The sequence below is a fragment of the Pseudomonas moorei genome, assembly GCF_042846945.1.
Classification (GTDB): Bacteria; Pseudomonadota; Gammaproteobacteria; order Pseudomonadales; family Pseudomonadaceae; genus Aquipseudomonas; species Aquipseudomonas moorei.
Genome location: NZ_AP035776.1, coordinates 6,401,201 through 6,417,768 on the forward strand (window position 1 = coordinate 6,401,201; position 16,568 = coordinate 6,417,768).

At 53.7% G+C, this 16,568-nt stretch carries 10 protein-coding genes, 3 tRNA genes, 3 rRNA genes and 1 pseudogene; 5 read left to right on the forward strand and 12 right to left on the reverse strand.

Annotated features, from left to right (window positions below):
* Window positions 1–57 precede the first annotated feature (57 nt).
* From flgM to ACGJAX_RS29880, 3 genes are all read left to right on the forward strand, one after another.
* Window positions 58–384 carry a flagellar biosynthesis anti-sigma factor FlgM gene (flgM, locus tag ACGJAX_RS29870; RefSeq protein ID WP_247257879.1) on the forward strand — a complete coding sequence of 109 codons (327 nt, stop codon included), beginning with the start codon at window positions 58–60 and terminating at the stop codon, window positions 382–384.
* 49 nt (window positions 385–433) lie between these two features.
* Window positions 434–901: a flagellar export chaperone FlgN gene (locus ACGJAX_RS29875; RefSeq protein WP_390957082.1), complete on the forward strand. Its 468-nt coding sequence runs from the start codon at window positions 434–436 to the stop codon at window positions 899–901.
* A gap of 92 nt (window positions 902–993) precedes the next feature.
* Window positions 994–1,740: a flagellar brake protein gene (locus ACGJAX_RS29880; protein WP_090324558.1), complete on the forward strand. Its 747-nt coding sequence runs from the start codon at window positions 994–996 to the stop codon at window positions 1,738–1,740.
* 63 nt (window positions 1,741–1,803) lie between these two features.
* Here the strand turns inward: ACGJAX_RS29880 and ACGJAX_RS29885 are convergent, their stop codons facing one another.
* The 11 genes from ACGJAX_RS29885 to ACGJAX_RS29935 form a co-directional block, all read right to left on the reverse strand.
* Window positions 1,804–3,168, reverse strand: coding sequence for an MFS transporter (locus ACGJAX_RS29885; protein ID WP_090324559.1), 1,365 nt, complete (start codon window positions 3,166–3,168; stop codon window positions 1,804–1,806).
* A gap of 69 nt (window positions 3,169–3,237) precedes the next feature.
* The gene (locus ACGJAX_RS29890; RefSeq protein WP_247257936.1) at window positions 3,238–4,479 is read right to left on the reverse strand and encodes a glutamine synthetase family protein; all 1,242 of its coding nucleotides are present in this window, start codon (window positions 4,477–4,479) and stop codon (window positions 3,238–3,240) included.
* A gap of 216 nt (window positions 4,480–4,695) precedes the next feature.
* Window positions 4,696–5,388, reverse strand: a complete 693-nt coding sequence (locus ACGJAX_RS29895) for a sensor histidine kinase KdpD (RefSeq protein WP_248916510.1) — start codon at window positions 5,386–5,388, stop codon at window positions 4,696–4,698.
* Window positions 5,385–6,989 carry a tetratricopeptide repeat-containing response regulator gene (locus ACGJAX_RS29900; RefSeq protein WP_090324564.1) on the reverse strand — a complete coding sequence of 535 codons (1,605 nt, stop codon included), beginning with the start codon at window positions 6,987–6,989 and terminating at the stop codon, window positions 5,385–5,387. Before ACGJAX_RS29900 ends, ACGJAX_RS29895 begins: the two co-directional genes overlap by 4 nt.
* A 372-nt stretch (window positions 6,990–7,361) precedes the next feature.
* Window positions 7,362–7,477, reverse strand: a 5S ribosomal RNA gene (rrf, locus tag ACGJAX_RS29905).
* Window positions 7,478–7,614: 137 nt separating this feature from the next.
* Window positions 7,615–10,506, reverse strand: a 23S ribosomal RNA gene (locus tag ACGJAX_RS29910).
* A gap of 244 nt (window positions 10,507–10,750) precedes the next feature.
* Window positions 10,751–10,826, reverse strand: a tRNA-Ala gene (locus tag ACGJAX_RS29915).
* A 30-nt stretch (window positions 10,827–10,856) separates the two neighbouring features.
* A tRNA-OTHER gene (locus ACGJAX_RS29920) sits at window positions 10,857–10,932 on the reverse strand.
* A gap of 80 nt (window positions 10,933–11,012) precedes the next feature.
* Window positions 11,013–12,549 (reverse strand): 16S ribosomal RNA (locus tag ACGJAX_RS29925).
* Together the 16S, 23S and 5S rRNA genes with 2 tRNA genes alongside form the textbook arrangement of a ribosomal RNA operon.
* A gap of 641 nt (window positions 12,550–13,190) precedes the next feature.
* A tRNA-Arg gene (locus tag ACGJAX_RS29930) sits at window positions 13,191–13,267 on the reverse strand.
* Window positions 13,268–13,577: 310 nt separating this feature from the next.
* Window positions 13,578–13,748: a hypothetical protein gene (locus ACGJAX_RS29935; protein ID WP_162842380.1), complete on the reverse strand. Its 171-nt coding sequence runs from the start codon at window positions 13,746–13,748 to the stop codon at window positions 13,578–13,580.
* 110 nt (window positions 13,749–13,858) lie between these two features.
* Here ACGJAX_RS29935 and ACGJAX_RS29940 point away from each other — a divergent pair, with 110 nt between their 5' ends.
* Window positions 13,859–14,185 (forward strand): Arc family DNA-binding protein, encoded by a 327-nt coding sequence (locus tag ACGJAX_RS29940; protein WP_003178899.1) that lies wholly within the window; start codon window positions 13,859–13,861, stop codon window positions 14,183–14,185.
* Between the two features lie 97 nt (window positions 14,186–14,282).
* Here ACGJAX_RS29940 and mgtE read toward each other — a convergent pair whose 3' ends face one another.
* Window positions 14,283–15,725, reverse strand: a complete 1,443-nt coding sequence (gene mgtE / locus ACGJAX_RS29945; RefSeq protein ID WP_247258094.1) for a magnesium transporter — start codon at window positions 15,723–15,725, stop codon at window positions 14,283–14,285.
* Window positions 15,726–16,047: 322 nt separating this feature from the next.
* Here mgtE and ACGJAX_RS29950 point away from each other — a divergent pair.
* Window positions 16,048–16,564, forward strand: a pseudogene (locus ACGJAX_RS29950) (cell envelope protein SmpA).
* The last annotated feature ends 4 nt before the right edge of the window (window positions 16,565–16,568 follow it).

Sequence of the window (16,568 nt, forward strand, 5' to 3'; positions counted from 1 at the left end):
TTTGCAGGGGATGGCCGAAAACAGGGCAAGCGTCCAAATTCCCAGAGGTTTTTTATCATGGTCATCGATTTCAGCCGTTTGAACAGCTCCTCGTCACTTACGGGCAGTACACGTACCAGCGCGAGCAAGGAAACGGCCGACGCCGGCAAGTCCGCAGCGCTGAATACCCCGGCCGAACAGGCCAGCACCGTTAAGAGCGGGGAATCGGTACATCTCAGCAATGAGGCTCAACAGTTGCAAAAGGTCACTGATACGCTGCGCGATCAGCCTGTCGTCGACAACGCCCGCGTGGCCGCGTTGAAAGCAGCGATTGCCGATGGCAGCTACAAAGTCGACAGCAACCGTGTAGCCAGCAAACTGCTCAACTTCGAAGCCCAGCGCTAGGCCCACGGCCTGCGCCAGGCTTTTGGACGCTTAAAAACCAAGGCCAGCCATGCACGACACTAATTTACTGCAACTGATCACCGACGATTTTGCTCCAGCGCAACAATTGCTGGAGTTACTGCAGACCGAGTCCCTCGCCCTGCATGGTCGCGACATGCCCCTGCTCGAAAACGTTCTGGCACAGAAACAGGCATTGATCATTTTGCTCGAACAGCATGGCCGCAAGCGCAGCGAAATTCTCGCCAGCCTCAACTTGCCAACCAACCGTAGCGGGCTGGAGCAGCTGGCCAGCCATTCGAGCATTGGCGAACAGTTGCTGGCGCAGAGCGACGTGCTGACCAACCTCCTGGCCCAGTGCCAGACCACCAATGCCAGCAACGGTCAGTCGATCCTGATACAGCAAGCCGCTACGGCTGCCCAGCTGAAAATTCTTACCGGCGGCGAACCTCCTGCGCTCTACGATGCCAGCGGATCATTCTCCAAGCTTGTGAAACCGCGCCCGCTCAGTCAGGCTTAAGCTTGTCGATGAGCACGCTCTATCAAGACGCGAAACATGCTGGCAAAATGCTGGCTAGCCGTAGTCAAAACTTGTCTGGAGATTGATTAACCGTGTCCAATGCCTTAAATGCGGATGATGCTCCGCAGCCACCCAAGGTGCTTAGCACGCCTCTGGAAATCTCCAGCAACCTGCGCCAGCTGCAAGAAAGTCATGACCCGCTGATCATTACGTTTCATGAGCGCAGCCAGCGCTTCCAGAGCTATCTGGTGGACGTTGATCGTGAAAGCAAGATGATTGCCCTGGACGAAATGATTCCCCGAGACGGCGAACGTTACTTGTTGGCCGGCGAACCCTTCAAGGTCGAAGGCTTCCACGAAGGCGTGCGTATTGCCTGGGAAAGCAACGGTCCGCTGACCATCGACGAATCCGGCGGTACTCGTTGCTATCGCGGCGCACTGCCCGATGAAGTGGTCTACCATCAGCGCCGCAATGCGTTCCGCGCTGCGTTGAAACTGGCACAATTGGTCGACGTCGACCTGGATGGCGAGAAACTCAAGGCACCGATCAGCGGCAAGTTGCTAGACATCTCGGCTACCGGTTGCAAGCTGCGCTTCTCTGGCGACATCTCTGGAAGCCTGCAATTGGGTCAAGTCTATGACCGCTTCGTGGCCGCCCTGCCTTTTGGCAAGATGATGGCCCCGGTTGAGTTGCGTTACTTGCACTTTGAAGAAAAGATCTCCACTACCTTCGCCGGTGTGCGCTTCCATAACATGAGCGGATTGGTGCAACGGCAGGTCGAACGGTTCGTCTATCAGCTGCAACGCGAAGCGCGGCGCTTCGACAAAGATGACTTCTGAAACAGAAGTCTGAATAAAAGCGGGCAGTCCCTTGCGGTGACTGCCCGTTTTTTTGCCTCAATGTTATGGCCTGGCCTCGGTGAAACTTTTTTCGCTGCCCGTGTCCGGCTGCTCCGGAGGCGTATCTGCTTCAGGCTCCGATGCAGACTCCGGTTCGGAAGGTATCGGGTTCTGCATCTGTTCCTGCACCATCTGCTCATCCACCCGCGGATCGAGTGCAGCCACCAGTGGCGAGCTCGACATACTGTCCGGCATGGCAACGTGGTGCAGCGGCGCATCTTCCACCTGGTGCAGGTTGGTCACCGCTTTCGGACGAATTCGCCACACCAGGACCAACGCAAAAAAGCTGAAGAATGCGTAAAGCATCTGGCTGCCGAACAACTTCATCAACACCCCGGCCACCAGCGGTCCGATGCTGGCACCAACCCCGTAGGTCACCAGTAACATCGCAGTCAGCGATACCCGACGATCCCCCTCGATGTGGTCATTGGAAAATGCCACGGCCAACGGATACAGACAGAACTGAACCAATGAGCAGAGAAAACCGGCGATGAACAACACCTCCAGCGGCACCCGCTCCATGATCGCCAGCGGCAAAGCGGCCAGCGCCAGACTGAAAGCGAAACTGCGGATCAACAGCGCCCGGTCATAGCGATCGGACAACCACCCCAGAGGCCACTGCACCAGCAACCCGGCAAAAATACAGCTACCCATGAACAGACCGACCTGTTCGGTGGACAACCCCTGCTGCGAGGCATACAGCGGTGCCAAGCCATAAAACGAGCCGACGATCAGCCCCGCTCCCAACACCGTACTCAACGACTGCGGCACCCGCTTGATAAAGAACCGAGGCTCCATCGGTGCCGGATGCAACGGTGCCGGGTGAATGCGTCGGGTCAAGGCCACCGGCACCAGGCACAAGGTAAAACACAGAGCGACCAACATCAGCAGCTCGAGCCCCAGTCCTGGGTGCATGACCAGAATCAGTTGTCCAAGCACCAACCCCAGATACGAAGCAATCATGTAGCCGCTGAACACCATCCCGCGCTGCTTGGTGTCGGCCTGTTCGTTGAGCCAACTCTCGATGACCATGTATTGGCACATCATGCCTAGGCCGACGATCACCCGCAGGAAAAGCCAGGCAGGCAACCAGTTCACCAGGCCATGGCCCAGCACTGCCGCGCCAACGATCCCGGCACAGGCCGAATAAGCTCGAATATGACCAACCCGGGCGATCAGTCGATGGCCGATCTTGCCACCCAGCACAAGACCGAAATAGTTGGCAGCCATCAACGCACCGACCCAAAGGCTATCGACATGGTCGGCAGCCAGGCGCAACGCCAGGTAAGTACTCAACAAGCCTGAACCGATCAACATCATCAGCGAGGCGAAATAAAGCGCTCGAAAGGATTTCCAGATTTGGCGCATCGGCGTTCCGAGCGGCTCCTTGCAGTGAGAAACGGGCTATCCAAACGATAGCCCGATGTCGACATTTCGTCAGGCCTGGGCCGCTAGAACACGCCTTTCCCAGGGAGTAATTTCATCATGGAAGCTGGTCAGCTCCAGGGTCTTCGAAGCAATGTAGCCTTCGATGAACTCCGAGCCGAACAGTTCCTTCGCCAATTGGCTACGTTTCAGACGCACCAGAGCTGCATGCAAGGTACAGGGTAACGAAAGATTGTCCGGCACTTCAAATTCGCCCTGGATCGGATCGCTCGGTTCCAGTTGTCGTTCAATGCCATAGAGTCCCGCCGCCAGGCTTGCGGCAATTGCCAGATAAGGATTGGCATCAGCCCCCGGCAAGCGATTCTCGACCCGACGAGCGACCGGCGAACTGGCCGGAATACGCAAGCCTGCCGCCCGGTTGTCATGGGACCAACAGGCATTATTCGGTGATGCGAAGGGATGGAACAAGCGCTGATACGAGTTCACGTTCGGTGCAAACAGCGCAGTGAAATCGGCCATGCAGATCTGCTGTCCGGCGATGAAATGATGGAAGGTCGCCGTCGGTTGATCGTCTTCGCCACTGAATACGTTACGTCCGCTATCCATATCAACGATGCTCTGGTGAATATGCATCGAACTGCCTGGCGTGTGCGCCAACGGCTTGGCCATGCAGACAACCGTGAGGCCGTGTTTGAGCGCCACTTCTTTCAGCAAATGCTTGAACAGGAAGGTCTGGTCGGCCAATAGCAGCGGATCGCCGTGCAGCAAATTGATCTCGAACTGGCTGACGCCCATTTCATGCATGAAGGTATCGCGCGGCAGCCCCAAAGCCGCCATGCATTCGTAGACCTCACTGAAGAAGGGTCGCAAGCCGTTATTGGAACTGACACTGAACGCTGAATGACCGTCCTCGCGACGTCCATCCAGCCCCCTCGGCGGCTGGAAAGGCTGAGTCGGGTCGGTATTGGGGGCGAAGACAAAGAACTCCAGTTCGGTTGCCACAACGGGTGCCAGACCAAGGGCGGAGTAACGCGCGATCACTGATTTGAGTTGACCGCGAGTCGAAAGATTGGAGCCGGTGCCGGTCAGTTCGACTGCATCGCAAATGGCAAATGCGCGTGGTTGCTTGCTCCACGGCAAACGGTGAATCTGCGCAGGATCAGCAACCAGCGCGAGGTCGCCGTCATCGCTTCCGTAAAAACGTGCTGGTGGATAACCTCCCATGATGCATTGCAGCAAGACACCCCGCGCCATCTGCAAACGCCGACCTTCGAGGAATCCCTCGGCGGTCATCACTTTGCCCCGCGGCACACCATTCAAATCGGGCGTGACACATTCAATCTCATCAATACCCGTCAATCGTTGCGCGAGTGATCTCAGGTCATCCGTTGTCATGACGCAATCCTTGTTTTTACGCGAGCCGTGAACGGCGACCCGTACAAAATAGGCTCCGCGCGTTCGGAATATCAAGCAGCGCCAAACAAAAAGCTGTATGCCAAAGCGGCAAGATCAGGGCAAGTAAAGACTGAACACGCCTCCCCCCAACGGGCCGCCGTTGCTGATTCTGGTATGCCCGCCGACGCCGTTTCGCTGATGCAAGGCCGCGATCCGTCCCGCAAAGTAAAGACCCAGGCCCGTGCTACCACTACTTTGATTGATGCCCTGCACGTATTCCGCCTGCCGCTCGATCATCTCGGTCGGATAACCTTCGCCGTCGTCGTTGATGGTCAGTACCAATTGCCCAGCCTCGTCACTGACCGTGATCAATAGCGCATGCCGGGCATAACGAATGGCGTTGTTGATGCTGTTGGCCAATACCGATGCAATCAACTCTCGATCGAAGAAACCCAGAGGGCTCAGCGGATCGACCTCAAAAGAAGCGGCAATACCACGACTGGCGAACACGTCCTGATGACACGCTAATTGTGCCTCGATGAAGTCATCCAGTTCATGGTAGGCCGGTTGCAGGGGCATTTGATTGACACCCAACTTGTACAGTCCGAGCAACTGCACCAGCATGCCGTTGAGATGAGCGAACTCGAACTCGATCACGCCCTGCTCCGCGGAATGACGGGCCGTGCCGGGCAGATTCGCCAACCATTGGCTATGGGCCTGCATCAGCATCGCCAACGAGTTCTTCATGTCATGTACGGTGGAAGCAATCACCGTAGAAAAATCCAACGCCTGCTGGTTGTCGTTCATTCGCCAAACGCCTTGCTTTTAAGCTTCTTATAACGCGGATAACGGGTATCGGTGTCAGGCATCAAACCAACCATTTTCAGGCAGGTCCGACATTCTTCGAGCTCGGCAGATGGCACGTTGGTATCAGTGCCATGCAGCAATGCCTGCGCCAGGTTCAACGCGATACTGATGTTTTTCGGCTGTAGCGCCAGGGCTTTGCGGAACACTTCCCGGGCCTCGACCAGATTACCGGTCTTGTACACGCGTACGCCTTGACGGTTGAGGTCGGCAGCAGCGTTACCGGAGTTGAGGATAGCCGGATCGTCGGTCAGCTTGGCGATGCCCTTCATGACGGTTGGATCGTCACCATAGATTTCCGCACAGTTTTTCAACATGGAGGCGCCTGCGCTGGGTTGTCCGAGCATCTGTAGTTGCTTGGCTACCAGAAGTGCAGCTTCCGCGCTCATGAATTGCTCCATGCCTTCAAGGCGCATCATTGCTTGTTCAGTAAGCTTTTCAGCAGTTTCGCCGTCGTTGAGCAGAAGACTGGTAGCCTTCATTAACCGCGCACGAATTTGCAGACCGGGGTCGGACGGATTTTCCTTGGCCACAGCGCTCAGTGTCGTATTGATCTCCAGGCGAGTTCGCGTATCCAGACCCTTTTCACTGCCTTTGCTGATCAAGGCATGGGCCAGCCCGAGGTTGCTTTCCGCATCCTTGAAACGTGACTGCGCTCCTTGGCTGACAGCCTGACGATAGGCTTTGGAGGCTGTGTCAAAATCTTCGTTGGTCATCGCCAACTTGCCCAACTGCGCTTGTCGGCGCACCGCCAGTGGCGACAAGCGAATCGCTTCTTCCAACACCGCCTGCGCGGCCTTGGTATCACCTTCGGCGACCAGCACATCCGCCATCCCGTCGTAAAGCGCCGGCATCATCGGGAACACTTTCAGTGCTTTTTCGTAGACGCCTTTAGCTTGCGCAACCTGACCCCGCTTGAACAGCAATTGACCTAAGCCGGCAAAGGCCCAAGGCAAAGGCCGATCTGCAATGATGCTGTCGTAGAGGCGCTCCAGCGCCTCATTCTGATTGAGGTCACGCAGGGCATCAGCCCGATAGCGCAGGCACAGTGGCGAGTAACGGATGTCTTGCTTGCACAGGGCAATGCAGGCGTTGAGGACTTCAACCGGCTTGCCACGATCAAGGGCTTGGAGGATCGGCTTGAGCAAGGTTTTGCGCTGCTCCAGTCGCTCCAGGCGCTGAGCCAGGCCAGAGCGGTTGAAAGGTTTGGTCAGGTAAGCATCGGGCTCATGCTCCAGGGCGCTGAGTACCATTGCCTGGCTGGTTTCAGCGGTGACCATGACGAATACACTTTCATGGCTGATCAGCTTTTCGATCATCAGGTCTTCGAGTACCTGCTGGCCGTTCTTCTTGCCATCTCCGAGGTGAAAATCCTGCAGGATGAAATGGTAGGACTTCTGCGAACACATGCGCAGCGCCTGCTCACCGGTATCGGCAGTGTCCACATCCTTGACACCCAACTCCCGCAACATGGATCTGACCGAACTGCGGAAATCCGAAAAATCATCGACGATCAAAAAGCTCTTTTGGTGATACGACAGCATCGAAGATTTCCAGGCAATTTAAGAAGAAAAACCACAAGGCCAATACGCAAACAAGAGCAGACTCTATGCCTTTTTCGGCGCGCAGATGATAGCGAGTAGCCATTATCTAGCAAGCGATTTTCTCAGAACGAAGCGACGAAAAGAGATGGCGAGAAATCAAGCTCACTGCGCCCAAATGAGTTATCGGCCAGTGGTGCCATTCTCTTGAAGCGGCGGGAGGGTAATTGCCCTTTTTCGTTGCGAAACAGGCTTCTAATGCAATGCCTCGGGAATCTGGCACAACCGTCAGGCGCTCTCCGCCCATCACGGCACTTTCCTGCGGACAAAACAAAACCCCTACCTGCATACGCAGATAGGGGTTTCGGAATTTAATCTTGACGATGACCTACTCTCACATGGGGAAACCCCACACTACCATCGGCGATGCATCGTTTCACTTCTGAGTTCGGAATGGGATCAGGTGGTTCCAATGCTCTATGGTCGTCAAGAAATTCGGGTACCGAACCGTCTTTCGACGCTTCAGCAAATTGGGTATGCGATAGTTTGTGTGTTGTGCGAACTTTCGGTTCATTGCGTCTTCACACACCGCAATCTGGCTTTTAAGCGCAAATTGCTTGGGTGTTATATGGTCAAGCCTCACGGGCAATTAGTATTGGTTAGCTCAACGCCTCACAGCGCTTACACACCCAACCTATCAACGTCGTAGTCTTCGACGGCCCTTCAGGGAACTCAAGGTTCCAGTGAGATCTCATCTTGAGGCTAGTTTCCCGCTTAGATGCTTTCAGCGGTTATCTATTCCGAACATAGCTACCCGGCAATGCCACTGGCGTGACAACCGGAACACCAGAGGTTCGTCCACTCCGGTCCTCTCGTACTAGGAGCAGCCCCTCTCAAATCTCAAACGTCCACGGCAGATAGGGACCGAACTGTCTCACGACGTTCTAAACCCAGCTCGCGTACCACTTTAAATGGCGAACAGCCATACCCTTGGGACCGGCTTCAGCCCCAGGATGTGATGAGCCGACATCGAGGTGCCAAACACCGCCGTCGATATGAACTCTTGGGCGGTATCAGCCTGTTATCCCCGGAGTACCTTTTATCCGTTGAGCGATGGCCCTTCCATACAGAACCACCGGATCACTAAGACCTACTTTCGTACCTGCTCGACGTGTCTGTCTCGCAGTCAAGCGCGCTTTTGCCTTTATACTCTACGACCGATTTCCGACCGGTCTGAGCGCACCTTCGTACTCCTCCGTTACTCTTTAGGAGGAGACCGCCCCAGTCAAACTACCCACCATACACTGTCCTCGATCCGGATAACGGACCTGAGTTAGAACCTCAAAGTTGCCAGGGTGGTATTTCAAGGATGGCTCCACGCGAACTGGCGTCCACGCTTCAAAGCCTCCCACCTATCCTACACAAGCAAATTCAAAGTCCAGTGCAAAGCTATAGTAAAGGTTCACGGGGTCTTTCCGTCTAGCCGCGGATACACTGCATCTTCACAGCGATTTCAATTTCACTGAGTCTCGGGTGGAGACAGCGCCGCCATCGTTACGCCATTCGTGCAGGTCGGAACTTACCCGACAAGGAATTTCGCTACCTTAGGACCGTTATAGTTACGGCCGCCGTTTACCGGGGCTTCGATCAAGAGCTTCGCGTTAGCTAACCCCATCAATTAACCTTCCGGCACCGGGCAGGCGTCACACCCTATACGTCCACTTTCGTGTTTGCAGAGTGCTGTGTTTTTAATAAACAGTCGCAGCGGCCTGGTATCTTCGACCGGCGTGGGCTTACGCAGCAAGTGCTTCACCCTCACCGGCGCACCTTCTCCCGAAGTTACGGTGCCATTTTGCCTAGTTCCTTCACCCGAGTTCTCTCAAGCGCCTTGGTATTCTCTACCCAACCACCTGTGTCGGTTTGGGGTACGGTTCCTGGTTACCTGAAGCTTAGAAGCTTTTCTTGGAAGCATGGCATCAACCACTTCGTGTTCTAAAAGAACACTCGTCATCAGCTCTCGGCCTTGGAATCCCGGATTTACCTAAGATTCCAGCCTACCACCTTAAACTTGGACAACCAACGCCAAGCTGGCCTAGCCTTCTCCGTCCCTCCATCGCAATAACCAGAAGTACAGGAATATTAACCTGTTTTCCATCGACTACGCTTTTCAGCCTCGCCTTAGGGACCGACTAACCCTGCGTCGATTAACGTTGCGCAGGAAACCTTGGTCTTTCGGCGTGGGTGTTTTTCACACCCATTGTCGTTACTCATGTCAGCATTCGCACTTCTGATACCTCCAGCAAGCTTCTCAACTCACCTTCACAGGCTTACAGAACGCTCCTCTACCGCATCACCTAAGTGATACCCGTAGCTTCGGTGTATGGTTTGAGCCCCGTTACATCTTCCGCGCAGGCCGACTCGACTAGTGAGCTATTACGCTTTCTTTAAAGGGTGGCTGCTTCTAAGCCAACCTCCTAGCTGTCTAAGCCTTCCCACATCGTTTCCCACTTAACCATAACTTTGGGACCTTAGCTGACGGTCTGGGTTGTTTCCCTTTTCACGACGGACGTTAGCACCCGCCGTGTGTCTCCCATGCTCGGCACTTGTAGGTATTCGGAGTTTGCATCGGTTTGGTAAGTCGGGATGACCCCCTAGCCGAAACAGTGCTCTACCCCCTACAGTGATACATGAGGCGCTACCTAAATAGCTTTCGAGGAGAACCAGCTATCTCCGAGCTTGATTAGCCTTTCACTCCGATCCACAGGTCATCCGCTAACTTTTCAACGGTAGTCGGTTCGGTCCTCCAGTCAGTGTTACCTAACCTTCAACCTGCCCATGGATAGATCGCCCGGTTTCGGGTCTATTCCCAGCGACTAGACGCCCTATTAAGACTCGCTTTCGCTACGCCTCCCCTATTCGGTTAAGCTCGCCACTGAAAATAAGTCGCTGACCCATTATACAAAAGGTACGCAGTCACAGAACAAAGTCTGCTCCCACTGCTTGTACGCATACGGTTTCAGGATCTATTTCACTCCCCTCTCCGGGGTTCTTTTCGCCTTTCCCTCACGGTACTAGTTCACTATCGGTCAGTCAGTAGTATTTAGCCTTGGAGGATGGTCCCCCCATATTCAGACAAAGTTTCTCGTGCTCCGTCCTACTCGATTTCATGACTAAGAGATTTTCGCGTACAGGGCTATCACCCACTATGGCCGCACTTTCCAGAGCGTTCCGCTAATCTCAAAGCCACTTAAGGGCTAGTCCCCGTTCGCTCGCCACTACTAAGGGAATCTCGGTTGATTTCTTTTCCTCAGGGTACTTAGATGTTTCAGTTCCCCTGGTTCGCCTCTTAAGCCTATGTATTCAGCTTAAGATAACCATCTTATGATGGCTGGGTTCCCCCATTCAGACATCTCCGGATCAAAGTCTGTTTGCCGACTCCCCGAAGCTTTTCGCAGGCTACCACGTCTTTCATCGCCTCTGACTGCCAAGGCATCCACCGTATGCGCTTCTTCACTTGACCATATAACCCCAAGCAATCTGGTTATACTGTGAAGACGACATTCGCCGAAAATTCGCATTGCTCAAAGAGCAACTCACAAATTTACCTTAGCCTGATCCGTTACCAGTGAAAGTAACGTTCAGTCTATCTTTCTATCACATACCCAAATTTTTAAAGAACGATCTAGTCAAAGACTAGAAATCAACATTCACCATCGGCTCGATGGAATGCTCATTTCTAAGCTTTCAAACTTCAGAAGCAGTAGTGGTGGAGCCAAGCGGGATCGAACCGCTGACCTCCTGCGTGCAAGGCAGGCGCTCTCCCAGCTGAGCTATGGCCCCGTATTTCTACAGGCGTTTCCCACACAAAATTGGTGGGTCTGGGCAGATTCGAACTGCCGACCTCACCCTTATCAGGGTGCGCTCTAACCAACTGAGCTACAGACCCAATTTCGGGCTGCTTCTATCGTCTTCTTCAATGAATCAAGCAATTCGTGTGGGAACTTATGGAGCAGCTGAGTCGTCGATTAAGGAGGTGATCCAGCCGCAGGTTCCCCTACGGCTACCTTGTTACGACTTCACCCCAGTCATGAATCACACCGTGGTAACCGTCCTCCCGAAGGTTAGACTAGCTACTTCTGGTGCAACCCACTCCCATGGTGTGACGGGCGGTGTGTACAAGGCCCGGGAACGTATTCACCGCGACATTCTGATTCGCGATTACTAGCGATTCCGACTTCACGCAGTCGAGTTGCAGACTGCGATCCGGACTACGATCGGTTTTATGGGATTAGCTCCACCTCGCGGCTTGGCAACCCTCTGTACCGACCATTGTAGCACGTGTGTAGCCCAGGCCGTAAGGGCCATGATGACTTGACGTCATCCCCACCTTCCTCCGGTTTGTCACCGGCAGTCTCCTTAGAGTGCCCACCATGACGTGCTGGTAACTAAGGACAAGGGTTGCGCTCGTTACGGGACTTAACCCAACATCTCACGACACGAGCTGACGACAGCCATGCAGCACCTGTCTCAATGTTCCCGAAGGCACCAATCCATCTCTGGAAAGTTCATTGGATGTCAAGGCCTGGTAAGGTTCTTCGCGTTGCTTCGAATTAAACCACATGCTCCACCGCTTGTGCGGGCCCCCGTCAATTCATTTGAGTTTTAACCTTGCGGCCGTACTCCCCAGGCGGTCAACTTAATGCGTTAGCTGCGCCACTAAGAGCTCAAGGCTCCCAACGGCTAGTTGACATCGTTTACGGCGTGGACTACCAGGGTATCTAATCCTGTTTGCTCCCCACGCTTTCGCACCTCAGTGTCAGTATCAGTCCAGGTGGTCGCCTTCGCCACTGGTGTTCCTTCCTATATCTACGCATTTCACCGCTACACAGGAAATTCCACCACCCTCTACCATACTCTAGCTTGTCAGTTTTGAATGCAGTTCCCAGGTTGAGCCCGGGGCTTTCACATCCAACTTAACAAACCACCTACGCGCGCTTTACGCCCAGTAATTCCGATTAACGCTTGCACCCTCTGTATTACCGCGGCTGCTGGCACAGAGTTAGCCGGTGCTTATTCTGTCGGTAACGTCAAAATTGCAGAGTATTAATCTACAACCCTTCCTCCCAACTTAAAGTGCTTTACAATCCGAAGACCTTCTTCACACACGCGGCATGGCTGGATCAGGCTTTCGCCCATTGTCCAATATTCCCCACTGCTGCCTCCCGTAGGAGTCTGGACCGTGTCTCAGTTCCAGTGTGACTGATCATCCTCTCAGACCAGTTACGGATCGTCGCCTTGGTGAGCCATTACCTCACCAACTAGCTAATCCGACCTAGGCTCATCTGATAGCGCAAGGCCCGAAGGTCCCCTGCTTTCTCCCGTAGGACGTATGCGGTATTAGCGTTCCTTTCGAAACGTTGTCCCCCACTACCAGGCAGATTCCTAGGCATTACTCACCCGTCCGCCGCTGAATCAGAGAGCAAGCTCTCTTCATCCGCTCGACTTGCATGTGTTAGGCCTGCCGCCAGCGTTCAATCTGAGCCATGATCAAACTCTTCAGTTCAAACATCTTTGGGTTTTGAGAAAACCCTAAACTTGGCTCAGCAATCGTTGGTTACATCTTTGATTTCTCGCGGAGTAACTTGTGATGCTGATAATCTGTTGACTAGCAGTCTGACTCCACAAGCACCCACACGAATTGCTTGATTCAGTTGTTAAAGAGCGGTTGGTTAAGAGCTTTGTCTCAACCGAGGCGCGCATTCTACAGCAGCCTCATTTGCTGTCAAGTGATTATTTTCAGAAGTTTTCAAGGAAAACTTAACAACTTCAACCACTTGCGCTTTCGATCTCTCGTCAGCGGGATGCGAATTCTACAGCGTTACTCGCTGCTGTCAACACCTCTTTTTCAACTTCCTTCGTACTTCGATGACCTGAAGCAACCTGCTGCCGAAAACTGCGTAACTCATTGTTTATCAAGGAGTTTTCCGTTTCGACTGCGCCGGAAGTGGGGCGAATTATAGGCCTCCAGAATCTGCCGTCAAGCACTGATTTGGTTTTTATATCAATTACTTACGGAAGGGAGGAAAGACCCTCTCCCTATCGCCTCTCTATATAGAAGCGACTAAGCGGAAAGGAACGACAATACGCAGCAGTCACCGAATAATGACCAACAGGCAATGATGAAATTGGAAATTACAAATGAAATGGTGTCCCAGGGCAGGTTCGAACTGCCAACCTTCCCCTTAGGAGGGGGATGCTCTATCCAATTGAGCTACTGAGACACAAGCTGCCCGCGAGAACACGCGAAGCAAGGGACGGCGTGCATGTTAACGGGCAACCATGCCTTTGTCATGTCGTCCTTAGGCATTTTAAGTGTAGGCAGATGCCTCCGCTTCATCGCGAGCTCACCGCGACGCAAAAAAGCCCACCCGCATGACGATGTTTTTCCCAAGGATCCACGCCCACCCTATGGCGAACGACTCACCATCCATCCTAAAAAGCATTGACTGCGCAGCTACCCCTAGTAAATCGGCCATTTGCCACTATCCTGTAGAGGTAAGGAACAGTAATTGAATTCGCATGACTTGCCCTTCAGATTTCATGACATCCACTGTCGGGCAGAAGGACGCGGTCAGCAATACGCGCTTGGGCAAACTTTTCAACCCAGCCCGCATTTCTGATAATTGGTGCTGGCATAACGCCTTTATCCAGTTCAATATTTGTCACAGAATTGACGCCAAGGATCTGGCTAATTTGAGGCATGATGCGGGCCTTTATCAATTCAGGTTGAACATTTGGCCAGAGCGCTTGTCCTATCAGACATCCTGCGGCCAATCCCGAGAACCGCTCCCCTGAACTAACCGGTTAAATATATGCGCCCATTGAAACAGGCAATTTATTCCAGCCGTACGGCTGACAAGTTCGTCGTACGTCTGCCAGACGGAATGCGTGAACGCATTGCCGAGGTGGCTCGCAATCATCACCGTAGCATGAACTCCGAAATCATCGCGCGCCTTGAGCAGAGCCTCATTCAGGAGGGTGCACTGGGCGAAGAATTAAGCATGCGCCTGGACAGCCCGGAACTTTCACTGCACGAACGTGAATTGCTGCAACGCTTCCGCCAACTCTCCCACCGCCAGCAAAACGCACTCGTTTCGCTGATTGCACATGACGCCGAAATGGCCGCAGACGCCTCGTAATTACCTGAAAGCTCAAGCCAGCCTAATCGCTGGCTTTTTTTTGCCCAAAATTCAGGCATAAAAAAACCCGCCGGTAAGCGGGCTTTAAAAAAGCATCTCAGAGCAGGAAGATCGTTGCCAGACCAAGGAAGATAAAGAACCCACCACTGTCAGTCACGGCCGTGATCATCACACTGGAGCCCATGGCAGGATCGCGCCCAAGCCGCACTAATGTCATGGGGATCAAAACGCCCATCAACGCCGCAAGCAGTAAATTGAGCGTCATGGCTGCGGTCATTACCACACCCAAAGACCAACTGCTGTACAGAAGATAGGCGACAATGCCGATCACACCACCCCAGATCAGACCATTAATCAGCGCAACCGCCAACTCTTTGCGCATCAGCCGTGACGTATTGCCGGTACTGACTTGATCCAACGCCATCGCCCGAACAATCATGGTGATGGTTTGATTGCCGGAATTGCCCCCGATACCCGCCACAATTGGCATAAGCGCCGCAAGCGCCACCAGCTTCTCGATTGAGCCCTCGAAAAGGCCAATCACCCGAGATGCGACGAATGCGGTGATCAGATTCACCGCCAACCAGGCCCAACGGTTACGTAGGGACTTCCAGACGGACGCGAAAATATCTTCTTCTTCGCGCAGACCCGCCATATTGAGAACTTCGCTCTCACCCTCCTCACGAATCAGGTCGACCATTTCATCGATAGTCAGTCGACCGATCAATTTCCCGTTTTTGTCTACAACAGGTGCAGAAATAAGATCGTATCGCTCAAACGCCTGCGCGGCATCATAGGCCTCCTCATCCGGATGAAAGCTCACCGGATCGCTGGCCATAACCTCAGATACTTGCTTTTCCGGGTCGTTAACCAGCAAACGCTTGATCGGCAAAACCCCCTTGAGGACGCCGTCGTAATCAACCACAAACAGTTTGTCGGTATGACCGGGCAGCTCCTTGAGACGCCGCAGGTAGCGCAAAACCACTTCGAGACTGACATCCTCGCGGATGGTCACCATCTCGAAGTCCATCAATGCACCGACTTGATCCTCGTCGTAGGACAATGCGGAGCGAACACGCTCACGCTGCTGACCATCGAGCGTTTCCATCAGCTCATGGACGACATCTCGCGGCAGCTCAGAGGCCAAGTCAGCAAGTTCGTCGGCATCCATGTCCTTGGCAGCGGCCAGAAGCTCCTGATCGTCCATGTCGGCGATCAGGGTTTCACGGACCGAGTCAGATACTTCAAGAAGAATGTCGCCGTCACGATCAGCCTTGACCAACTGCCAAAGCGTCAGACGATCGTCCAGTGGCAAGGCTTCAAGGATATAGGCGACGTCAGCGGAGTGCAGATCATCGAGTTTGCGTTGCAATTCGACGAGGTTCTGCCGGTGAACCAGATTCTCGACCCGATCGTGATGCGGGCCTTCCTGGCGATGAGTCAGGTCTTCTACTACTCGCTGACGCTGCAACAGCTCAACAACTTGAGCAAGGCGGTCCTGCAAGCTTTCTTGCGTTTTCTTTACTTCAACTTCAGACATAGGCGAACTCCACTCCCAGCAGCGGGGCACGCCGGAAGCATCAATCAGTCAATTCATGATTGGAAAAACGGGGTATTGAGTAACTACTGGGTAAGTCCATGGAGGTATTCCACAAGCCCCGGCGGGGCTGACGGGCGCAATGATAACACCGCCCGACGGTTTTAAACGTTAAAAAATCGTGGCTGAAACAAGCGCTTGCGAAACAATCTTGAGTGCCATCCTGATCCTTCAAACTGCGACGACTCATCCTGAAAAGAAAACACACCGGCAACTGAAAATGTAGCAGCTACCTTTGGACGAGTACTGTCACGGAGGACGTCGAATGCTACAAAAATCATCCCGCCTTTTACTGATCCCCCTTCTCTGCCTGCCACTTGCAGCGCGCTACCACTATCCATCGCTGTGAGGCACCAGGCGGACGCATAACCTTCACCACAATGAGCTGCAAAGCCGGTGAGCAGCTTTCACCCCAGGAAGTACAAACCTACTCACCCGGCACGGCACTCGCACTCATACCGGAAGCCAGCCATCGAGAAATAGCAGGAAGAAAACTCACAAACCGCGAACCGGCTGTCATCGGTCAGCCAGAAGACAAATGTGGAAACCTGATCAGCGCCAGGGAACGCCGAGAAGCAATCATCAATCAGCGCATCGTTGCCGGCATGAGCCAACAAGACGTCGAAAGCGCCTTGGGCAAACCAGACAAGATCAGCATCCGGAATTCGGCCACGAGCTTTCGCTATGACACCAAGCGAGGTCGAAGTGCAAACGTAGAGTTTGATGCAAGAGGGTGCACGAAAGGAAAAGCCAAATCCCAGACGGCAAAAAGCCCGCATTAAATGC

Excerpts from the sequence above, each read along its gene's own strand:
- ACGJAX_RS29895 (WP_248916510.1), bottom strand. The coding sequence starts at position 5,388 with ATGAACGACAACCAGCAGGCGTTGGATTTTTCTACGGTGATTGCTTCC.
- ACGJAX_RS29890 (WP_247257936.1), bottom strand. The coding sequence starts at position 4,479 with ATGACCGCCGAGGGATTCCTCGAAGGTCGGCGTTTGCAGATGGCGCGG.
- ACGJAX_RS29900 (WP_090324564.1), bottom strand. The coding sequence starts at position 6,989 with ATGCTGTCGTATCACCAAAAGAGCTTTTTGATCGTCGATGATTTTTCG.
- mgtE (WP_247258094.1), bottom strand. The coding sequence starts at position 15,725 with ATGTCTGAAGTTGAAGTAAAGAAAACGCAAGAAAGCTTGCAGGACCGC.
- ACGJAX_RS29875 (WP_390957082.1), top strand. The coding sequence starts at position 434 with ATGCACGACACTAATTTACTGCAACTGATCACCGACGATTTTGCTCCA.
- flgM (WP_247257879.1), top strand. The coding sequence starts at position 58 with ATGGTCATCGATTTCAGCCGTTTGAACAGCTCCTCGTCACTTACGGGC.
- ACGJAX_RS29885 (WP_090324559.1), bottom strand. The coding sequence starts at position 3,168 with ATGCGCCAAATCTGGAAATCCTTTCGAGCGCTTTATTTCGCCTCGCTG.
- ACGJAX_RS29940 (WP_003178899.1), top strand. The coding sequence starts at position 13,859 with ATGCGCCCATTGAAACAGGCAATTTATTCCAGCCGTACGGCTGACAAG.
- ACGJAX_RS29935 (WP_162842380.1), bottom strand. The coding sequence starts at position 13,748 with ATGCCTCAAATTAGCCAGATCCTTGGCGTCAATTCTGTGACAAATATT.